Origin of the sequence: Lactobacillus equicursoris DSM 19284 = JCM 14600 = CIP 110162, assembly GCF_001434815.1 — a bacterium.
Lineage (GTDB): Bacteria > Bacillota > Bacilli > Lactobacillales > Lactobacillaceae > Lactobacillus > Lactobacillus equicursoris.
In genome coordinates, this window is record NZ_AZDU01000001.1 from 45,612 (window position 1) to 63,343 (window position 17,732).

A 17,732-nucleotide genomic window follows, 5' to 3' on the forward strand; every position below is an offset into this window, starting at 1 on the left:
GTCTTACGTCTTTACCGGTAGCGTTTGTGCGTTTGGTAGTAGGCTTCCTTGCTACGCTGCATCGAGCGGTCTGCTTCTTCAACACAGCCTTCTATTTGGTGAGAATCCTCACACCAAACAGAACCAACAGAAATTGATGGTGCATCTGGCTCAGTCATCGCCTTTAAAAAGGCCTGATAGTCCTTTTCAAAAACATCACGTGGATTCCGGTCATCCAGCACTACAAACTCATCCCCGCCGACCCGATATACCATCTTGCGGCTGAAGTATTGGGTAATAAACTTGCTTGCCTTAATCAAAAGGTTGTCGCCGGCCTCGTGGCCAAACTTGTCGTTAGCTTCCTTCAAGCCGTTTAAGTCCATATAAATTATACCAATTTCCTTGGAGTTTTTGCTCTTTTGGTAGTGCTTCAGCTTGGCAAAATATGGGTGGCGGTCATTTAAGCCAGTTAAGACATCAGTATCTCTTTGCTTTTCCAGCCTTCTGCCTGTAATCTTGGAGCCAAAGAAGTCAGAAACCAGTTCAATCAAGTTGGTAAAATCGAGACTCAGGTCCAAATTGAAATTTTCAACCATGATGAAGCCACGAACCGCGCCGTGTTCATAAAATGGTGCTAGCAAAACATTCTTCAAGTGGTAGTCTGCCGGGGATGAGGCAATAATCTCTGGAAAGGCTTCTTTGATCTGACCTGGATCAGTCAGAAGATAGCTGTCTTCAACTGCGAATTCTTCAATGCCAAAGCCAGCTGAATCTAAATCAAAGCTAAGATGCTGCTGCTTGTCTTTGACATCAGCCAGCCCTACTTTATGCCAGCTATAGGCGTTTTTCGCTGAATTGCCGCTAGTTTCCATCAGGGAAACCCGATCAGCCTGAAGATCTTCGCCAAGTTTGGCTAGTCCTTTTTGGATGGACTGCTTGAAATCATTGCCTTCAACGTTCAGAATTTCTGAAATTCGCAGAATTTCACTGGTTGTATTTTGCTTTTGTTGAATTTCTTGCTCTTTTTGCTTTTGGTCATCGATGTTGATCATGGCAAAAGAATAGGCGTCAGGAACTGAGGCGGGGGCGATGACGTATTCATACCAGTGACCATCGTCTCTTTGCATGATCCCAGAGTGGCTTTGCCCATTCTTGGCCTTCAGCAACTCCTTCATCCAAAAAGCAAGCTCATCATTTTGGTGGAAGAGGGAAATCAGGTTTCCTAACAGCTCTTCACGGCCAAAGCCAATGATTTCAGAATAAGCCTGGTTGACATAAACGTACTGCATGTCAACGACCCTTTTATGGTCGTAAATTGGACTGACCGTGACAAAGGGAATTGGCAAGTCCCGGTACTGGTCGGTATTGAGGTTAAAGGCAGCCGTCTTGCCTAAGTCATGCCTTTGCTGGTAGACCTGGTTGGCGTTATAAGAAGTTAAAACGTCAACGATGGCATAGGCATTGGTATAAGGGTTATAAGACATCAAGCGCTGGTAGCCTTCCACATAGAGACCGTTAGGGTAGCTGTGGACGCCATAGTGCCATTCGGTCTTGTGGTTTTCCCAGTATTCTTCTCTGATCCAGCGGTCTAATTCTAGATACAGCTGCTTGCCCATGTTTTTCATCTCTGTGGCAAAAGGATGCGCTTCTAAATCTTCTTGGGTGACCGACCCGCAGCTAAGCAGGTATTGGGTGTAGCCTTCGTTTCCTCTTAAATAGTGCAATTTACCGTCTCGGTATTCCAAAAAGCCCAGCGGCGTCCCCTTAAAGTAGCGGTCAAAAATCATGTCTGGCTGCTCAAAGGTGAGGAAATGGTCCTGGATCGGTTCAATAAATTGCGGCTTTTCTAGACTCATCATCCCGATGCTGTTGTAGTAGTTGGATTCAGCCAGCTGCTCGACGTTGGCATTTGGTCCCTTGACCCAGGTGCTAAAGGCTTTGGCAAAAGGCAGCGGCTGACCAAAGTAGTAGCCTTGAGCGGCTGAGCAGCCGATTTCTCTCAAGGTCAGCAGCTGCTTGGCATTTTCCACGCCGCCGACCACCGTATCGATTCCCAGTTCTTCGGCTAGCTCGATCATCTTTTTCAAGACTTTCTTAGACCGGTCAAAGTTGTCATCGGTGATAAAACTGGCATCAAACTTGATGCAGGAAATTGGCAGGTCATCCTTCATGATGCTGATGGAAGAATAGCCTTCCCCAAAGCTGTCCACCCAAACGGAAAAGCCATGGCGGTGGAAGATCTCAATCTGATCCTTGACTTTTTCTGAATTCAAATTGCGGATATCATTGCTGATTTCGATGACCAAAAGTTCTTTGTCTAAGCCACTCGCTTCAAAGCGGGAGACGATTTCTTCAGCCATATTGTACTGCTCAAATTCTGAGCTAAAGAGGTTGACGGAAATCGCAATATCCTCGCTGCCCTGGGCCTGCATCGTCTTTAAGTCGGCAATCACCCGGTCAACCATGTAAAGGTCCATCTTGTAGAGGATCCCCGCCCGGTCCAAAATTGGCACGAACTGCTCATTCATCAAGATTCCCTTGTCTGGCACCCGCCACCTAGCTAAGGCTTCCCAGTTGCCTGTCTGACCGTTTAAGATGCGGACGATTGGCTGGTAAAAAGGCTCAATCCAGCCTTCCTTTAAGGCCCGGTCAAAATTCTTCAGGACATAGTTTTCCAGCTCCAAGTCATGCTGGTTGTCCTTGCTGAAGTAAGTAACATGAGACTTAGCACTGTGCTCATAATTGCAAGCTGATTTAACAAGGGTGCAGCTAGAGGCAATATCATCATAAGGCAGATTAGCGCTGTCATAAACGCCAATTCTGACATTTAGGCTCTTTCCCCCATTGATGCTTTGGCATTCCTGGATAAAACTGTCTAGTCTTTTGTCAAGATCTGTGTCTTCGGTAAAAGCATAGAACTCATCCTCATTGAAGTGACCGCAATTTTCAATGCCAAAATACTTTCTCAGCAAATTAGCAAAAGCCTTCAGCAGCTTGTTGCCTTCGCTATAGGAATAGCTGACGTTAAAATGACTAAAGCCAATCAGGTTAAAGGCTAAAAGGACTGGAGTCTTGTCTGCCCGAAACAGGGCCTTGATCCCAGCGTCGGCCAGTTCATAGAAATAAGGCATGTTAGGCAGACCAGTCACGCTGTTATAACGGCTATCCACGTTTAAGAGACAATAGGAAGTAGATTTCATGGGAATATCTAAACCTCTTTGCTGGTCCAGTTCTTTTAATCGCTTTAAAGATAAAGTGGTCATCCAAAAAAGAATCATTTCCTGGCCCTCACAAAGGACTTTTTCCCCTTGGACTTGCATCAAGCAATAATCTTTTTTCAGCAGGCAGCTTGATTCTAAATTGATTTTCGTAGATGACCTCTTCACTTTGCATAAAGGCATAGAAGTCTTGCTGGACATCGGAAATTTCCCGCATGGAGATGCCCATGTAAGGATCGTGACTCAAGAAAGCAAGGAGTTTTTCGCGACTTAAGCCGTATAAGTGGCAGATGCCTTTAGACAAGGCAACCGGAATTAAGTGCTGGTTAGCAAATTGGCAAAGTGCTATCACCACTTCATTATTCGTGATGTCTTGTTTATTAATTTCTCTAAGCTGCTTTTTCATCTTTTCTCCCAAAATTGTACTTTACCCGCGGTAATATCAAGATTTTTAAGAGCCAATAATTAATCAACTTTTAATTTGTTTGTTAAATAGCAATAAAGCACCAATTTAAACGTATTTTAGTTATTATATATTACTAATTACCGAACGGCAAGTCAAACAAATTCAAACGCTTACTTTAAAACCAAATAAAAAGCCGAGGATTATTCCTCGGTTTCGGTTAATTCTGATGTTTTTGGTCCCTTGCCCCGCCATTTCCGCCAATCCTGATAAAAAAGAAAGGCAACTAAGACTAAGGCAACTGCGAACCCGGCAACGCTAAGCCAGGAATAGTTGAACCAGATCTTGCTGTAAACTTCTTGCTGGGCCAGCTTGGTCAGGTAGTTGCAGATAAAGACCTGAAAGCCAAAAGCACTGACTGAGCCAACCAAAATCGGCAGCCAGGCAAAGTGCCTGTTAAAGATCAACAAGGCTACGCCCAAAATATACAAGAAGCAGACAACCCACAAAGACAGCTGGTAAATTTGAGTAATCTGCTGAAGCTCAGACTCATGCAGCTTGAGCTCACTGTTGACCAGGTACAGGATAAGTTCAGATAAAAACTCTTGCAAACTATTTTTGGCCGGCAGCTTCAAGTCAGACGACTTAAGTTTTTGGTTTTCCCGGTAGCGGACCACTAGGTGGTAAAGGCTCAAATAGGATTCACTCAGCGAAACCTTTTTGGGCAATTCCTTGACCAAGTCATCTTTCAATCCAGAGTTAATAGCCGCATTGGCCGCCATCGACATCGCAGTTGGCTTTTTGGCATTGGCAAAATTTTCGATCGTGTCTGATGCAAAATCCTTAGCACCATCCATTTTAAAAGTTACCGGACCCGTCAGCAAGGCTACTAAAGAGAGAATCGCTAACAAGGTACAGATGATTTTTTGCACCCGTAGATAATTTTTCTTCATCAATTCTTACAGGCCGCCTAGAGCATAGCCCACAGTCACCAAGGCCAAGCCGCCCAAGTAGCTGGCTAGCAAGTAATGCTTCAAGGTGCGCCTTTGGCCGCTGTCTGCCAAAGACAGCATCTCCACGTTCAAAGTAGAAAAAGTGGTGTAGCCGCCCAGCACTCCGCTGCCCAGCAAGGCATACCAGAACACGCCCAGCTTTAGCCGGAACAAAAGTCCCAGCAAAAAGGCTCCGGTCAAGTTGATCAGCAAGGTTGGCCACGGAAAAACAGATTGCTTCATCCAGTGCTTCTTGCCATAATTGGTAATCGCATAGCGTAAGACTGCGCCAAAACTAGCGCCAAATGCTGCTGCAAAGCCCATCTCTAGCTCCTTTCTATCATTTTTTGACTGACTGCCAGTGTAGCCTTTTTACCCAAAAAAGCAAAGAAAAAGCCGCACAGAATGCTGAGCAAAAAATAGAGCAAGGCGCCAAGGCTTTGCCCGGCTGCCAGCAGCTTCAAGGTGTCCAGGTTAAAGCTGGAAAAAGTGGTAAAGGCCCCCACAAAGCCCGTGCTTAATCCAGTTACCAGCCAGTCTTTGGTAGTCGTGATCTTCAAGAACAGGTAAGTTAAAAAAGCGAGCAAAAAACAGCCTAAAATATTGCCGGCAAAAGTGCCGTAAAAAGAAAATTGCTGATTTAAGCCATAACGCGCTGCCCCGCCCAAAAAGGCAAAAAAGGCTACGCTCAAGTACTTTTTAGTTGCTTCCAAAATTGCTCCTAACTAACGAATGTTTCTTTGAATAACACACTAGTTATTAGCATACAACATAAAGCGCTTTACAGGCAAACAAAAAGTGAAATCGATCACACCGATTTCACTTAATTTTTGCGTCATTTTTTCCTAGCCTTAACTTTAGCTGGCCTGCCCAGCAATCTTGACCCAGTTGAGCATGAGTGAAGAAGTCACAACCGAAACTGAGCTGAGGGCCATGGCTAAACCGGCTAGTTCAGGGCTTAAGCTAATGCCGACCCCCACTAAAACGCCAGCCGCAATCGGAATCCCGATCAAGTTGTAGATCAAGGCCCAGAAGAGATTGAGCTTGATTCTTTGAAAGGTCTTCTTGGCCACGTCCAGGGCTCTTAATACGCCCTTCAGGTCGTTTTTGACTAGGACAATGCCGCCGGCTTCTTTGGCCACGTCGGTCCCGGTTCCCATGGCAATGCCGATATCAGCCGTAGCTAAAGCTGGCGCGTCATTGATCCCGTCTCCGGCAAAGGCCACTGTACCGGTCTTTTTCAATTCTTCAATGACTTCTGCCTTTTCCTGGGGCAAGACGCCGGCAATCACCTGGTCTAAGCCTAGTGCTTGGCCGATGGCATTAGCCACAGCAGAGTTATCCCCGGTCAACATCACGGTCTTGATCTTGCGCTCTTTCAGCTGCTGGATCACGCTCTTGGCTTCAGCCTTTGGTGGATCTTGCAAAGCCAAGAGGCCGATGGTCTCGCCAGCCTTTTGCACGTAAACGACAGTCTTAGCTTCTTTGGCCAAGGCTTCGCCCTGTTTGGCAAAAATCCTATTACCAGCAAATTCGTCCTTACCAACCCGAACTTCTTGGCCATCGATCAGCCCCTTGACCCCCTGGCCTTCAACCGCCGCAAAATTCGCAACTGGCAATAAAGACAACTTAGCCTTTTGGGCCTGGTCTACAATGGCGCTAGCCAAAGGGTGCTCAGAACTGGCTTCCAGGCTAGCAGCTAAAAGCAAAGCGTCTGAATCGCCCACCTGGTTCACCACTTGCGGGTGACCTTCAGTTAAGGTACCAGTCTTGTCAAAGACCAAGGCATCAACTTTAGCCGCCTTTTCCAAGACTTCCCCATCCTTGATCAAGACACCTAAACGGGCGCTGCGGCTGCTGCCAACTAAGAGAGCAGTTGGCGTTGCTAGGCCTAGGGCACATGGGCAGGCAATTACGACGACGGACACGGCAAAAAGCATGGCCTGCACGGGGTCGCTGCTGATCAGGTACCAAACCGTAAAAGTCGCGATGCTCAAGATCAAAACGATTGGTACGAAGTAGTTAGAGATCTGGTCGGTTAATTTTTGGATTGGAGCTCGTGAATTTTGCGCCTTTTTCACCACGTCCATGATCTGAGACAGCATGGTATCCTTGCCGACTTTTTCGGCTTCCATCAAGAGCATCCCTGCCCCGTTGACGGTCGCCCCAATCACGCTGTCGCCAGGCTGCTTTTTCACCGGCATGCTTTCCCCAGTCACCATGGCTTCATTGATGGTGCTTTGCCCCTCTAAGACCTTGCCATCGACTGGCACCTTTTCACCCGGCCGGACCTTGATCATGTCGCCAGGCACCACTTCAGCCAGCGGTATCTTGATAAATTCCCCGTTTCGCTTGACTTCGGCCTCTTTAGCCTGCAAATCCAGCAGCTTGCTCAAGGCCGCTTCGGCGTTAGCATGCATCTTTTCTTCCATGGCATCGCCTAAGAGGACAAAGATCAAGACAAAGGCCGCACTTTCAAAATACACCGCCCGACCCGTGAAATAGGCAAAAACGCTGTAGAGGTAGGTAATGGAAGTCCCAACCGCGACTAGGGTGTTCATGTTGGCCAGGTGCCGCTTAAAGGCGGCCCAGGCGCTGACGATATAAGGCTTAGCCGCAATCAGCATGATCAGGGTCGTTGCGATCAGGCTGTATTCTCTGCTAAAGGGCAGCATCACGTGCCAAAGCATCAAGGTCATCTCAGCCAGCATGGGCAAGGCCAAGACCAGGCACAGCCAAAAGCGGCGCCAATTAGTCATTTCCATCTAGTCCACCACGATCTTTCCGTGAAACATGTCCATCCCGCAGACAAAAGGAATTTCCCCCTTTTGGTCGGTTGGAATGGCAATTTGGTGCTTGCCTGGGGCAAAGAGGTCCATTTTTTGGTCTAAAGACTTAAAGTCAACCTCCCGGAGACAGGCATTATCAGTCTTCACTTTAAAAGTAATTTCAGCAGGCTTGCCCTGCTTAAAGTGAATTTCACTTGGCTCATAGCCCTTGTCAACGACGATGGTTTGCTTTTGCTTGTTTGAAAAGAACATTATTGTACAATCACCTTTCCATGGAACATGTTCATCCCGCAGGCGTAGTCAATTTCGCCCTTCTTGTCGGTTGGGATAACGATTTTGCTTTCTTTGGCTAGAGTCAGGTCCTGGTCAACCCCTAAGTCTGGGAAGACTACTCGGCTTAGACAAGCTGTTTGGTCTTCCATGTCAAAAGTAATTTCGGCGGGCACGCCCTGCTTTAAGTACAAGACTTCTGGCTCATAGCCGCCCTTGACCACCACGCGGCCCTCTTGCTGGCCATTAATGATTTCAGCATGGGCCTGCTTTTTGTCAAAGTTGCCGAAAAACCACCAGCAGGTTAAGGCCGTCAAAGCCAAGGCGATCGCTACCACAAGTATTTTCATCAACATCCTATTTACCTTCTTTTATCTTTTCTAGTTCGAAATATCGCTTTATTTCTCAGCCTTCATCGTCATTTCTTCCATAACCGGATGGCAAGCTGCTAGGCAGTTGCAAGGGACCGCCTCAGGAGCAGTTTGCTTTTTTTCTTCCAGTTTGGCAACCAGCAAATCAATGTCTTCTTGACTCAAAGGAATCTCGTCTATCAGCCGGAGTAATACCGCCCCCTTGTGCATGTCGCACATGGCTGAAAGTTCTGCTTTGAGGTTTTGGTACATCCCCTCTTCTTCGCTCAGCTGAGCCTTGTAGGAAAAACGGTGGCCGGTTCTGGCCACTTCCAGGTAGCCTTTTTCGACTAGCCGGCGCAGCAGGGTCTTGGTCGTCGACGCACTCCAACCGTACTTTTGCTGCAGCTGGTCGACCACCTGGCTGCTAGTCACCTCGCCTAAAGACCAAACGATTCGCATGGCCTGCCATTCGCTGCTAGAAATCTGACAATCTTTTTCACTCATGATTTTTGCCTCCCTTAGCAATTCGTCCAAACATGTTTATCGTGATCTATCTTCTTACTTTTGTTTTCTGTCTACGTCTGTAAACTTACAATAATTATTCTAGCACAATGTTTACACTTGTCAACTTTTTCGATACTGGTTGCCAAAAAATACGGCCGCAGCTGCTCTTCTCGCCTCTTGCCAGGCGGTATTGCCCCTTTTTGGATAAACAGCGTTGGTCAAAATGATTATCGCCCGCTTATTGTCCAAATCGATCCCTAAACCTGGACCGGTAAAACCGGTATGCCAGTAAAACTTTTTGCCAGACTGCCAGCGGATCCAGGCCAGGGTTCTTTCAAAGACATCGTAGTCGCCCAATGACTGAATCACTGAACTCTCTTTTCCTTTTTCCAGGTAAAAAAGGCTAAAGCGGACCAAGTCATCGAGGGTCGAGAAGAGGCCAGCATGGCCAGCAACTCCCCCCATTTGATAGGCTGTTTCGTCATGGACGCTGCCCCAGACCCAGCCCCGCTCTTTGGTTACTTCCGTTGGCACAAAGCGGCTTTTTTCAGCTTGGGGCAAATAGCCGGTATCCTGCATCCCTAAGGGCTGAAAAACTTGCTCTTGTAAAATTTCATTTAAAGGTCGCTGGTAAATCGTCTCCATAATTTTTCCTAGGACAATAAAGTTCAGGTCAGAATAAACCGAGTCCGTCCCCGGCTGGTAGACCTGCTTGCTGGCCTTTACTGCCTCCCAGACAGCCGCTGGGCTAGCGTACTGCCAGACATTTTCTAGGTCTGGCGCTAGGCCACTATTGTGGAGCAAAAGCTCTTTAATGGTCACCTGGTCAAAGCCCGTATCAAAAAAGTTACCCACCTGATCCTCCAGCTGAATTTTTCCTTGATCCAGCAAGTAAAAAATGCCGCTGGCCGTCCCCACCACCTTGGTAAGAGACGCCAGGTCATAGAGCATCCCGGGCACCAGCTCTGGCCCATCCTGATAGCTTTTGCCTAGGTAGTGGGTAAAAGTCTGTCCTTCATCTAAAACGGCGTAAGAAACGCCGCTGACAATGCCCTGCTTAACTGCTTGGTCAAAAATCTTGTTTATCTTGTGATCAATTTCCTCTAGTTTCATAGACCCTCCTTAAAGCAGAAAAAGGGCAAATCCTGCGATTTGCCCCTTCTCACTGATTCGATACTGATCTATGCTTTTTTTAGCAAAGATCCTACATGACCAGCTTGTGCAAGGCCTTGGCAATCCCGTCGCGGTCATTGGTCTCGGTCACGTAATCTGCCAGTTCTTTGATTTCGTCAATGGCGTTGCCCATGGCGACCCGCTGGAAGTCTGCGATTTCAAACATGGACCGGTCATTGCCCTGGTCGCCAAAAATCATGACTTCGCTGTTCTTGAAACCAAGGCGTGAGGCCAGTTCACTGATGGCCAATCCCTTAGAAGCCCCTAGTGACCCTGCTTCTGCCACATCGGGCCAGCTGCGGACCATGGCATAGCTTTGGAAGAACCAGTCTGGCAGCCGGTTCCAGAAGCGATCCATCTGCTCTGGATCATCGCAGGTATAAACAGCCTTGGCGAACTTGAAGTCTTTTTTAAAGTCTTCCCGGTCTTGCAGCCACAACTGGTTCTTGGTTTCCGCTCCATCGACCTGCATTCTGATCGAGAGCTTTTTATCCATAGAATAAAAGCGTTCTGGCGTCTCAAAGGTCAAGTTGACATGACTCAATCTTTGCATGTGAACGAAGGTGTTAAAGTCCTGCATGTCCAGCTCATGGCTGATCAAGACTTCCTGGTCAAGATTTTGCACGATTGCCCCGTTAAAAAGGATCGCGTACTCGTCCCGCCCCTTTAAGCCCAACTGGTCTGCATATTCTTTAATCCCCGACAAGGGTCTGCCAGAAGCCAAAACGACTTTAATCCCGGCTGCTTTGGCTTCTTCTAGTGCCCTTTGGGTGGCAGGCAAAATGGTTTTGGCACTGGACAATAAGGTTCCATCCAGGTCGATGGCAAGCATCTTAATCGACATAATCTTCCTCCTAAAAATTCCCACTAATCTTTCAGATGTAACTTCTCTTAGTTAAGCCTACTTACTTTTCTACACTTAATTATATTAGATTTGTCCAAATTCATGTAAAAAAAGAAAGCCTGTTTCCAGACTTTCTTTGCTTGCTATCTAATTAAGCACCCATTTCGGCTTCAACTACCTTAACGATGCGGTCAACGTAGCTTTGCGTCAATTCTTGGGTTGGGCCTTCAGCCATAACCCGGAGCAGTTCTTGGGTACCAGATGGGCGAACCAGAACCCGGCCGTCGCCTGCCATGTCGCTTTCAACGCTGGCAATGGCATCAGTAATGGCTGAGTAGTTCTTCCAAGTGTTCTTGTCCTTAACTGGGACGTTAACTAAAACTTGTGGGTATTCCTTGAAGTCAGCCAGCAGTTCCGTCAAGCTCTTGCCAGTCTTCTTCATGACCAGCATCAAGTGAATCCCAGTCAGCATCCCGTCACCGGTGTTGTGGTAGTCGCTGATGATGACGTGGCCAGATTGTTCCCCGCCAAGGCTATAGCCGTTAGCCCGCATTTCTTCTGAAACGTAGCGGTCACCAACTTGGGTTCTTACGTTCTTGATGCCGCGACGTTCCAAGGCCTTGGTGAAGCCCAGGTTGCTCATCACGGTCGTTACGATCGTGTCCTTCTTTAAGCGGCCGTGGTCAGCCAGGTATGAACCGATCACGTACATGATGTGGTCACCGTCAACTTCGTTGCCGTTTTCGTCAACGGCGATGCAGCGGTCAGCATCCCCGTCAAAGGCCAAACCTAATTGAGCACCTTGCTTAACGACTTCTTCTTGCAAGCGCGCCGTATGGGTTGCCCCGCAATGGTCGTTGATGTTCAAGCCATTTGGATGGGTTGAGATCGTGGTAAAGTCAACGTCTAGGTCCGCAAACAAGCGGGAGATGAAGGCGCTGGCAGCCCCATTGGCACCGTCAATGACAACCTTGATGCCGCTCAAGTCTTCTGGAATGGTGTTTTCCAAGAATTGGATGTATTTGTTAGAACCATCGCGGAAGTCAGTGACCGTACCCAAGCCCTCAGCAGATGGTCTTGGCAGCATGTCTTGCTTAGCATCAATCAATTCTTCGATTTCTTCTTCCTTGGCATCTGACAGCTTCAAGCCGTCGCTGCCGAAGAACTTAATCCCATTGTCTTCAACTGGGTTGTGAGACGCTGAGATTTGAACGCCAGCATCAGCGCCTTGAGCCCGAACCAAGTAAGACAAGCCCGGAGTGGTCATGACGCCGCATTCCAAGACTTCAATGCCGACTGACAAGAGCCCAGCGATCAAAGCATACTCCAGCATTTCGCCTGAAATTCTGGTGTCCCGAGATACCAAGACCTTGGCTTGGCCACCATCTTCTTTTTCCTTGGTTAAGACGTAGCCGCCCATCCGGCCCAACTTAAAGGCCATTTCTGGAGTTAAAACCTTATTTGCTTCACCGCGAACGCCATCAGTACCAAAATATTTAAGCATTATTTAAAAGAACCTTTCTTTGTTTCTTTATCTTGATTTTCGACTTCTTGTTTTTATATCTATTCTTTTTGCCAAGCCTTAGTCACTTGAATCGCTAACGTCGATCTTCACGCTAACGCTAGCCGGGTCTACCCAGGCAATCCCGTCAGGAACGGGCAGCTTGATAGTCTGGGTTGTACTTGCCTTCACGCCGGTTAAGTCAACGTTCAGGGTCAAGGAACTCAGCTTCTTCAAGGCTTCCTTTTGTCCATACAGGGTAACCTTTTCTTCCTTGGCGGTCAAGGAGTAAACCTTGCTCTTAGACCCATTCTTCGCGTTCAGCTTCAGTTTTACCGTCTTCTTGGAAACCGAAATCGGTAAGGTGACTGTAGCTGTAGACGGCGTAATCACCACGTTCAGCTGCCGGTCCTTGGCATCATAAGCCTGAAGCAGGACGTTGCGCTTCATGGTCTTATTGGTCCCATTTGGCACAGAAAGCTTGGCTTCAATGTGGTCAATTTGGCTGACTTCGCTTTGAGCACCGGTAACCTCAACCGTTTCCGGACTGACGCTAGCGGTGCCAATATCATAGCCACTGGCCACAGCATTTTTATTATAACCTATTTGGACCGCCATGGTACGGGACTTTCGCTTTTGGATGTTGACCGTCACGTACTTTTGCGACAACTTGTAAGACAGCTGGCTAGGCAGACCTGAGACCTTGATCTTGACCCGGTGGTTGCCCACGCTGAGCTTGCTGAGGTCAATATACACCCGAAAATTTTGGGTATTTACCGCCGAAGTCACCAGGGCGTTAGGCCCTTCCAAAGTCACTTTGACCTTGTCCGGATAGCCAGTCACATAGTACTTGTCGGCATCAACCGACACCTGCAAGGGCATCTTCAGGCTCTGCTTGGTCGTTGCCGTTTGCTGAACCTTGCTTTGGTTGTTGGTCGAAACCTGGGTATTGTCCACGAAAGCCACTAAGATAATGGCCAAGACCAGGGAAAAAAGCTTGTAGAACCACTTGGTTTCAATAATTCGGTGCATTACTTTTCACCCCAATTCCAGATTTTCCGAGCTAGTCTGATTGGCCATGGGGCCTTCTTCTGCTCTTCAGTCACCAGTTCAGCCCGCAGGTACTTGAGGTATTCTTGCTGGCTTAAGTCCACCATAAACTGGCCGTTTCTGGTGATGGTCACGCCGCCTGTTTCTTCGGAAACAACCACGGTGATGGCATCGGTCACTTCACTGATCCCGACTGCCGCCCGGTGTCTGGTCCCCAGGCTCTTGGGGATCATGGCATTGTCTGACAAAGGCAGGTAGGCTGAAGCTACTTGAATGCGGTTATTTTTAATAATCACCGCACCGTCGTGCAAAGGCGTATTCGGGATAAAAATATTGATCAAAAGCTCCCCGGTCACTAACGCGTCCAGCTTGATCCCCGTTTCTACGTACTCTTCTAGCCCCGTCTTTTGTTCCAGGGTAATCAAGGCCCCAATCCGGCGCTTAGACATGTACTGGATGGCCTTGTCGAGCTCTTTAACCAGCCGCTCTTGCTGCTTGCGCTCGCTGTTTTCTTGATCTGAAAACAGTGATACCCGGCCAAGACGCTCTAAGCCCCGTCTGATTTCCGGCTGGAAGATGACGATAATCCCCACGACGGACCAGGAAACGATTTGGTCCAAGATGAAGGTCACTGTTGTCAATTGCGCCCAGCCTGCCAAAACCCGGGCAATCATGATCAAGATGATCCCGTTGGCCAGTTGGACAGCCTTGGTCCCCTTGATTAAGAGGGTCAAGTGGTAGATAAAGTACCAGGTAATCAAGACATCCAAGATCATGGACAGGGTTTGCCAGGTCCAGAGGCTTGATAGGTTAATTTGCATTCCTCCACTATCCTTTCTATCTTTTGCCTATATAGTCTATTTTAGCCTAATTTCGCGCGTACATCTTAAATTCTAGGAAAAGGTCGTTATATTCTTGGACCTTGCTGCTTGGCAGGTCTTCGTAAACCTCTAGATTCTTCAAAGTCGACATTGGTGGATAGAACTGCTTGTCGTTTCTAACTGATTTTGGCAAAATCTTCTGTGCTGCCAGGTTTGGCGTTGCATAGCCGATGTACTCAGCATTTTGGGCCGCATTCTTAGCTTCCAGCATAAAGTTGATGAACTCGTATGCGGCTTTCTTGTTCTTGGCAGTCTTGGGAATCACAATGTTGTCAAACCAGAGGTTGGACCCCTCGCTTGGTACATAGTAGTGGATATGGGAGTTTTCGCTCATCATGGTTGCTGCTTCCCCTGAATAAGTCACCCCGATCCAAGCTTCATTTTGGACCATGTACATCTTCAGTTCGTCAGCCACAATCGCCTTCACGTTTTGCCCCAATTTGTCCAGCTTGGCCTTGGCCTGGGCCAGGTGCTTAGAATTAGTGTCGTTGACCGAATAGCCTAAAGAGATCAAAGCTACCCCCATCATGTCCCGGGCAGAGTCAACGAGCAGGATTTGGTCGCGGTACTTCTTCTTCCAAAGGTCATCCCACTTCTTGATCTCGCCAGGCTTTACGTAGCGGTCGTTATAAACAATCCCCAAAGTGCCCCAGAAATAAGGCACTGAGTATTCATTCTTGACGTCAAAGGACTTGTGCAAAAATTGCTTGCCAATGTACTTAAAGTTGCTGAGCTTGCTGGTGTCGATTTTTTCCAGCAAGTTGTCTTTGCGCAATTTGGTGATCATGTAGTCTGACGGAACGGCAATATCGTAGGAAGTCCCGCCTTGCTTGATCTTGGTATACATGGCTTCATTGGAGTCAAAAGTCTCGTAGATAACGTGGTAGCCAGTCTTTTTCTCAAATTTGGTGATCAAGTCAGGATCAATGTAGTCGCCCCAGTTGTAGATGATCAAGTCCTTCTTGCTGCTGGCACTGCCGCCGCTTGAGCTGTCAAGCTTTTGTGCACCCCAGTAAAGGCCGAGGCAAACCAGCAGGATAATGGCAGAGGCTGTGAGTATTTTTTTCATCGCAAAAGTCCTCCCAGCTTACTCCCCTTCTTGCCCTGCTGATTAGAAATCAGGTAGTAGATTCCCACTAATAAGAGGACAAAGAGGAAGATGATCGTACTCAAGGCATTGACTTCCAGGTCAATCCCCTGCCGGGCCCGGGAATAGATTTCCACCGACAAGGTGGTAAAGCCGTTCCCGGTTACAAAAAAGGTTACCGCAAAGTCATCCAAAGAGTAGGTCAAGGCCATAAACATCCCCGACACAATCCCCGGCGTCAAAGCCGGCAAAAGAACCTGGCTGAAGACCTGGTAGTAGCTGGCCCCTAAGTCGCGGGCTGCGTCAATTAAGGAATTGTCCATTTCCCGCAGTTTTGGCAAGACCATCAAGACCACAATCGGCACCGAAAAGGCAATGTGGCTGAGCAAAACCGAGGCAAAGCCCAGGCTGAAGCCTAAAGTGGTAAAGAGGATCAAGAAGCTGGCCCCGATGATGACGTCAGGTGAGACCATCAAGACATTGTTTAAGGACAAGAGCAGTCTTTTCACGCCAGATTTTTTGACATTTTCAATGGCAATGGCGCCCAAAGTCCCCAAAATAGTCGCAATCAGGCTGGACAAAAGGGCCAGCATGATCGTTTCCAGCAAAATGGCCAGCAGACGTCCATCATTAAACAAGGTCTGATAGTGCCGCCAGGTAAAGCCTTTAAAGTGGTCCATGTTGGAGCCGCTAGAAAAGGAGAAGTAAATCAGGTAAAAAATTGGCAGGTATAAGATTGCCAAGACCAGGAAAAAATAAACTTTGCTCCAGATGTGTTTTTTCATAGCTTGATCTCCTTCTTATGCTGCTTGCGCGAGGTCAAAACCATCACGATGGTCATCAAAACGATCAAGATGACCCCAATGGTTGACCCCATATTCCAGTTCATGGTGGTCAAGAAGTACTCTTCAACCGCCGTCCCCAGGGTAATTACCCGGTTACCACCGATCAGCCGCGTCAGCATAAAGAGGGACAAAGACGGAATGAAGATCGCCTGAATCCCAGATTCAACGCCAGGCCAAGACAGGGGCCAGATCACGTAGCGGAAGGTCTGCCAGAAGTTGGCCCCTAGGTCGGAACTGGCCGAGATCAAGGCCGGATCAATCTCTTTTAAAGAGTTGTAAATCGGCATGATCATGAAGGGAATTTCGATATAGGTAGCCACAAAAATAAAGGCGAAGTCGGTAAACATGATTTCCGCCGGGCCCAGGCCAAAGAGGTGGAGGAACTGGTTAACCATTCCATCTCTAGAAAAAATCCCGATAAAGGCATATGCCTTGAGCAGCAGGTTGATCCAGGTCGGCAGGATCACCAGCATCAGCCAGAATTGCTGATTTTTAAGCCGGGTTAAGGCTAGGGCTGCTGGATAAGAGATCAGCAAGCAGAAAAAGGTGATCAGCAAGGCATACCAAAAGGAGTTCAGCATCATGCCGATAAAGGTGCCCTTAGAGAAAAAGAGGGTAAAATTCTGCAGGCTGAAGTGTCCCTGACTATTGGTCAAGGAGTAGCCCACGATCAAGACCATCGGCGCGATTACGAAGAGGATGATCCAGAGCAGGTAGGGCAATAGAAAAAATGATTGTTTCTTTCTCATTCCTTGTCCTCCCCTTCGTAAGTTTCCAGCCGGGCATCGAATTCTTCTTCGGTTTCGCCCAGCCGCATGACGTGGATGTCTTCAGGATCAAAGAAGATCCCGATTTCTTGGCCAATCTTGACCCCGTTAGTGGAATGGATCAGCCATTCAAAGCCAGATTCATCGACTGCCTTGATTTCAAAGTGGTCGCCCAAAAAGAGCTGGCTTTGCACCGTCATGGTCAGCTTGGGATCAGTCGCTGTGATGTCCAAGTCTTCCGGTCTTAAAACGACTTCAACTTTTTCCCCTGGCGTAATCCCGGCATCGGCACATTCAAACTGCTTGCCGGCAAATTCGACCTCAAAGTCCCGAATCATCTTCCCAGACAATATGTTGGAATCGCCGATAAAGCGGGCAACAAAGTCATTAACTGGCTCATCGTAAATGTCGACAGGAGATCCGCTTTGCTGGATGGTCCCGTCATTCAAGACGAAGATTTCGTCACTCATTGCCAAGGCTTCTTCTTGGTCGTGGGTGACAAAAATAAAGGTGATGCCCAGCTTCTTTTGGATCGCCCGCAATTCAAACTGCATTTCTTTTCTAAGGCGCTTGTCTAAGGCTGACAAGGACTCGTCCAAAAGCAAGACCTTTGGCTCATTGATAATGGCCCGGGCAATGGCCACCCGCTGCTGCTGGCCCCCGCTTAGTTCTGAAATTTCCCGGTTGGCATAGCCGTCCAGGCGGACGGTCTTCAAGGCATCTTTCACCTTTTGCCGGATTTCGCTGTCTGGCCGGTGCTTCAGCTTCAAGCCGAAGGCCACGTTTTCATAGACATTTAAATGCGGAAAAAGAGCATAATTCTGAAAAACCGTATTGATATGTCTCTTGGATGCATCAAGCCCGGTAATATCTTTTCCGGCGAAATACAGCTTGCCGGCTGAAGGCTCGGTAAAACCGGCAATTATGCGCAAAATCGTCGTTTTGCCTGAACCTGATGGCCCAAGCAAGGAGTAGAACTTGCCGGATTCAATTGAGATATTAATATCCTTCAAGGCCACGAAGCCATCATCATATTCCTTGGTGATGTGATCCAACTTAATAATTTCCATTTGCAG

General features: G+C 47.9%; 18 protein-coding genes. All 18 read right to left on the reverse strand.

Annotation, left to right across the window (positions count from 1 at the left end; translation table 11 throughout):
- Positions 1-11: 11 nt before the first annotated feature.
- The 18 genes from FC20_RS10775 to FC20_RS00345 all read right to left on the reverse strand — a co-directional run bounded on the left by FC20_RS10775 (position 12) and on the right by FC20_RS00345 (position 17,726).
- Positions 12-3,179, reverse strand: coding sequence for an EAL domain-containing protein (locus FC20_RS10775; RefSeq protein WP_162137590.1), 3,168 nt, complete (start codon positions 3,177-3,179; stop codon positions 12-14).
- 88 nt (positions 3,180-3,267) lie between these two features.
- Positions 3,268-3,603 (reverse strand): hypothetical protein, encoded by a 336-nt coding sequence (locus FC20_RS10780; RefSeq protein WP_008461771.1) that lies wholly within the window; start codon positions 3,601-3,603, stop codon positions 3,268-3,270.
- Between the two features lie 200 nt (positions 3,604-3,803).
- Positions 3,804-4,553, reverse strand: a complete 750-nt coding sequence (locus tag FC20_RS00270; RefSeq protein ID WP_008461769.1) for a hypothetical protein — start codon at positions 4,551-4,553, stop codon at positions 3,804-3,806.
- A 6-nt stretch (positions 4,554-4,559) separates the two neighbouring features.
- Positions 4,560-4,916 (reverse strand): fluoride efflux transporter CrcB, encoded by a 357-nt coding sequence (gene crcB / locus FC20_RS00275; protein ID WP_008461767.1) that lies wholly within the window; start codon positions 4,914-4,916, stop codon positions 4,560-4,562.
- Between the two features lie 2 nt (positions 4,917-4,918).
- Positions 4,919-5,305, reverse strand: a complete 387-nt coding sequence (locus tag FC20_RS00280; RefSeq protein WP_008461765.1) for a fluoride efflux transporter FluC — start codon at positions 5,303-5,305, stop codon at positions 4,919-4,921.
- Positions 5,306-5,449: 144 nt separating this feature from the next.
- Positions 5,450-7,357, reverse strand: a complete 1,908-nt coding sequence (locus tag FC20_RS00285) for a copper-translocating P-type ATPase (protein WP_008461763.1) — start codon at positions 7,355-7,357, stop codon at positions 5,450-5,452.
- The gene (locus FC20_RS00290; protein ID WP_008461761.1) at positions 7,358-7,633 is read right to left on the reverse strand and encodes a cupredoxin domain-containing protein; all 276 of its coding nucleotides are present in this window, start codon (positions 7,631-7,633) and stop codon (positions 7,358-7,360) included.
- Positions 7,633-8,007: a cupredoxin domain-containing protein gene (locus tag FC20_RS00295; protein WP_008461760.1), complete on the reverse strand. Its 375-nt coding sequence runs from the start codon at positions 8,005-8,007 to the stop codon at positions 7,633-7,635. Before FC20_RS00295 ends, FC20_RS00290 begins: the two co-directional genes overlap by 1 nt.
- A gap of 42 nt (positions 8,008-8,049) precedes the next feature.
- Positions 8,050-8,508: a CopY/TcrY family copper transport repressor gene (locus FC20_RS00300; protein WP_008461758.1), complete on the reverse strand. Its 459-nt coding sequence runs from the start codon at positions 8,506-8,508 to the stop codon at positions 8,050-8,052.
- Positions 8,509-8,628: 120 nt separating this feature from the next.
- A complete protein-coding gene (locus FC20_RS00305; protein WP_008461756.1) occupies positions 8,629-9,621 on the reverse strand; it encodes a serine hydrolase domain-containing protein in 993 nt (330 codons plus the stop codon).
- 91 nt (positions 9,622-9,712) lie between these two features.
- Positions 9,713-10,525, reverse strand: coding sequence for a Cof-type HAD-IIB family hydrolase (locus FC20_RS00310; RefSeq protein ID WP_008461755.1), 813 nt, complete (start codon positions 10,523-10,525; stop codon positions 9,713-9,715).
- Between the two features lie 151 nt (positions 10,526-10,676).
- Entirely contained in the window at positions 10,677-12,029 is a 1,353-nt protein-coding gene (gene glmM, locus FC20_RS00315) for a phosphoglucosamine mutase (RefSeq protein ID WP_008461754.1), read from the reverse strand.
- A gap of 78 nt (positions 12,030-12,107) precedes the next feature.
- On the reverse strand, positions 12,108-13,058 hold the full coding sequence (locus FC20_RS00320; RefSeq protein ID WP_008461752.1) for a CdaR family protein: 951 nt from the start codon (positions 13,056-13,058) through the stop codon (positions 12,108-12,110).
- The gene (gene cdaA, locus FC20_RS00325; RefSeq protein WP_008461750.1) at positions 13,058-13,897 is read right to left on the reverse strand and encodes a diadenylate cyclase CdaA; all 840 of its coding nucleotides are present in this window, start codon (positions 13,895-13,897) and stop codon (positions 13,058-13,060) included. Before cdaA ends, FC20_RS00320 begins: the two co-directional genes overlap by 1 nt.
- A 46-nt stretch (positions 13,898-13,943) precedes the next feature.
- Complete coding sequence (locus tag FC20_RS00330; RefSeq protein ID WP_008461748.1) at positions 13,944-15,026, reverse strand: ABC transporter substrate-binding protein; 1,083 nt, start codon at positions 15,024-15,026, stop codon at positions 13,944-13,946.
- Positions 15,023-15,829 carry an ABC transporter permease gene (locus FC20_RS00335; protein WP_008461745.1) on the reverse strand — a complete coding sequence of 269 codons (807 nt, stop codon included), beginning with the start codon at positions 15,827-15,829 and terminating at the stop codon, positions 15,023-15,025. The genes FC20_RS00330 and FC20_RS00335 overlap by 4 nt, the downstream gene beginning before the upstream one ends.
- Positions 15,826-16,638 (reverse strand): ABC transporter permease, encoded by an 813-nt coding sequence (locus tag FC20_RS00340; protein ID WP_008461743.1) that lies wholly within the window; start codon positions 16,636-16,638, stop codon positions 15,826-15,828. Before FC20_RS00340 ends, FC20_RS00335 begins: the two co-directional genes overlap by 4 nt.
- Positions 16,635-17,726 (reverse strand): ABC transporter ATP-binding protein, encoded by a 1,092-nt coding sequence (locus FC20_RS00345; protein ID WP_008461741.1) that lies wholly within the window; start codon positions 17,724-17,726, stop codon positions 16,635-16,637. The genes FC20_RS00340 and FC20_RS00345 overlap by 4 nt, the downstream gene beginning before the upstream one ends.
- Positions 17,727-17,732 lie beyond the last annotated feature (6 nt).

Coding starts and splice junctions, on each gene's coding strand:
- cdaA (WP_008461750.1), bottom strand. CDS start 13,897: ATGCAAATTAACCTATCAAGCCTCTGGACCTGGCAAACCCTGTCCATG.
- FC20_RS10780 (WP_008461771.1), bottom strand. CDS start 3,603: ATGAAAAAGCAGCTTAGAGAAATTAATAAACAAGACATCACGAATAAT.
- FC20_RS00345 (WP_008461741.1), bottom strand. CDS start 17,726: ATGGAAATTATTAAGTTGGATCACATCACCAAGGAATATGATGATGGC.
- FC20_RS00340 (WP_008461743.1), bottom strand. CDS start 16,638: ATGAGAAAGAAACAATCATTTTTTCTATTGCCCTACCTGCTCTGGATC.
- FC20_RS00330 (WP_008461748.1), bottom strand. CDS start 15,026: ATGAAAAAAATACTCACAGCCTCTGCCATTATCCTGCTGGTTTGCCTC.
- FC20_RS00310 (WP_008461755.1), bottom strand. CDS start 10,525: ATGTCGATTAAGATGCTTGCCATCGACCTGGATGGAACCTTATTGTCC.
- crcB (WP_008461767.1), bottom strand. CDS start 4,916: ATGGGCTTTGCAGCAGCATTTGGCGCTAGTTTTGGCGCAGTCTTACGC.
- FC20_RS00305 (WP_008461756.1), bottom strand. CDS start 9,621: ATGAAACTAGAGGAAATTGATCACAAGATAAACAAGATTTTTGACCAA.
- FC20_RS10775 (WP_162137590.1), bottom strand. CDS start 3,179: ATGAAATCTACTTCCTATTGTCTCTTAAACGTGGATAGCCGTTATAAC.
- FC20_RS00290 (WP_008461761.1), bottom strand. CDS start 7,633: ATGTTCTTTTCAAACAAGCAAAAGCAAACCATCGTCGTTGACAAGGGC.
- FC20_RS00295 (WP_008461760.1), bottom strand. CDS start 8,007: ATGTTGATGAAAATACTTGTGGTAGCGATCGCCTTGGCTTTGACGGCC.
- FC20_RS00300 (WP_008461758.1), bottom strand. CDS start 8,508: ATGAGTGAAAAAGATTGTCAGATTTCTAGCAGCGAATGGCAGGCCATG.
- FC20_RS00320 (WP_008461752.1), bottom strand. CDS start 13,058: ATGCACCGAATTATTGAAACCAAGTGGTTCTACAAGCTTTTTTCCCTG.
- FC20_RS00335 (WP_008461745.1), bottom strand. CDS start 15,829: ATGAAAAAACACATCTGGAGCAAAGTTTATTTTTTCCTGGTCTTGGCA.
- glmM (WP_008461754.1), bottom strand. CDS start 12,029: ATGCTTAAATATTTTGGTACTGATGGCGTTCGCGGTGAAGCAAATAAG.
- FC20_RS00270 (WP_008461769.1), bottom strand. CDS start 4,553: ATGAAGAAAAATTATCTACGGGTGCAAAAAATCATCTGTACCTTGTTA.
- FC20_RS00285 (WP_008461763.1), bottom strand. CDS start 7,357: ATGGAAATGACTAATTGGCGCCGCTTTTGGCTGTGCCTGGTCTTGGCC.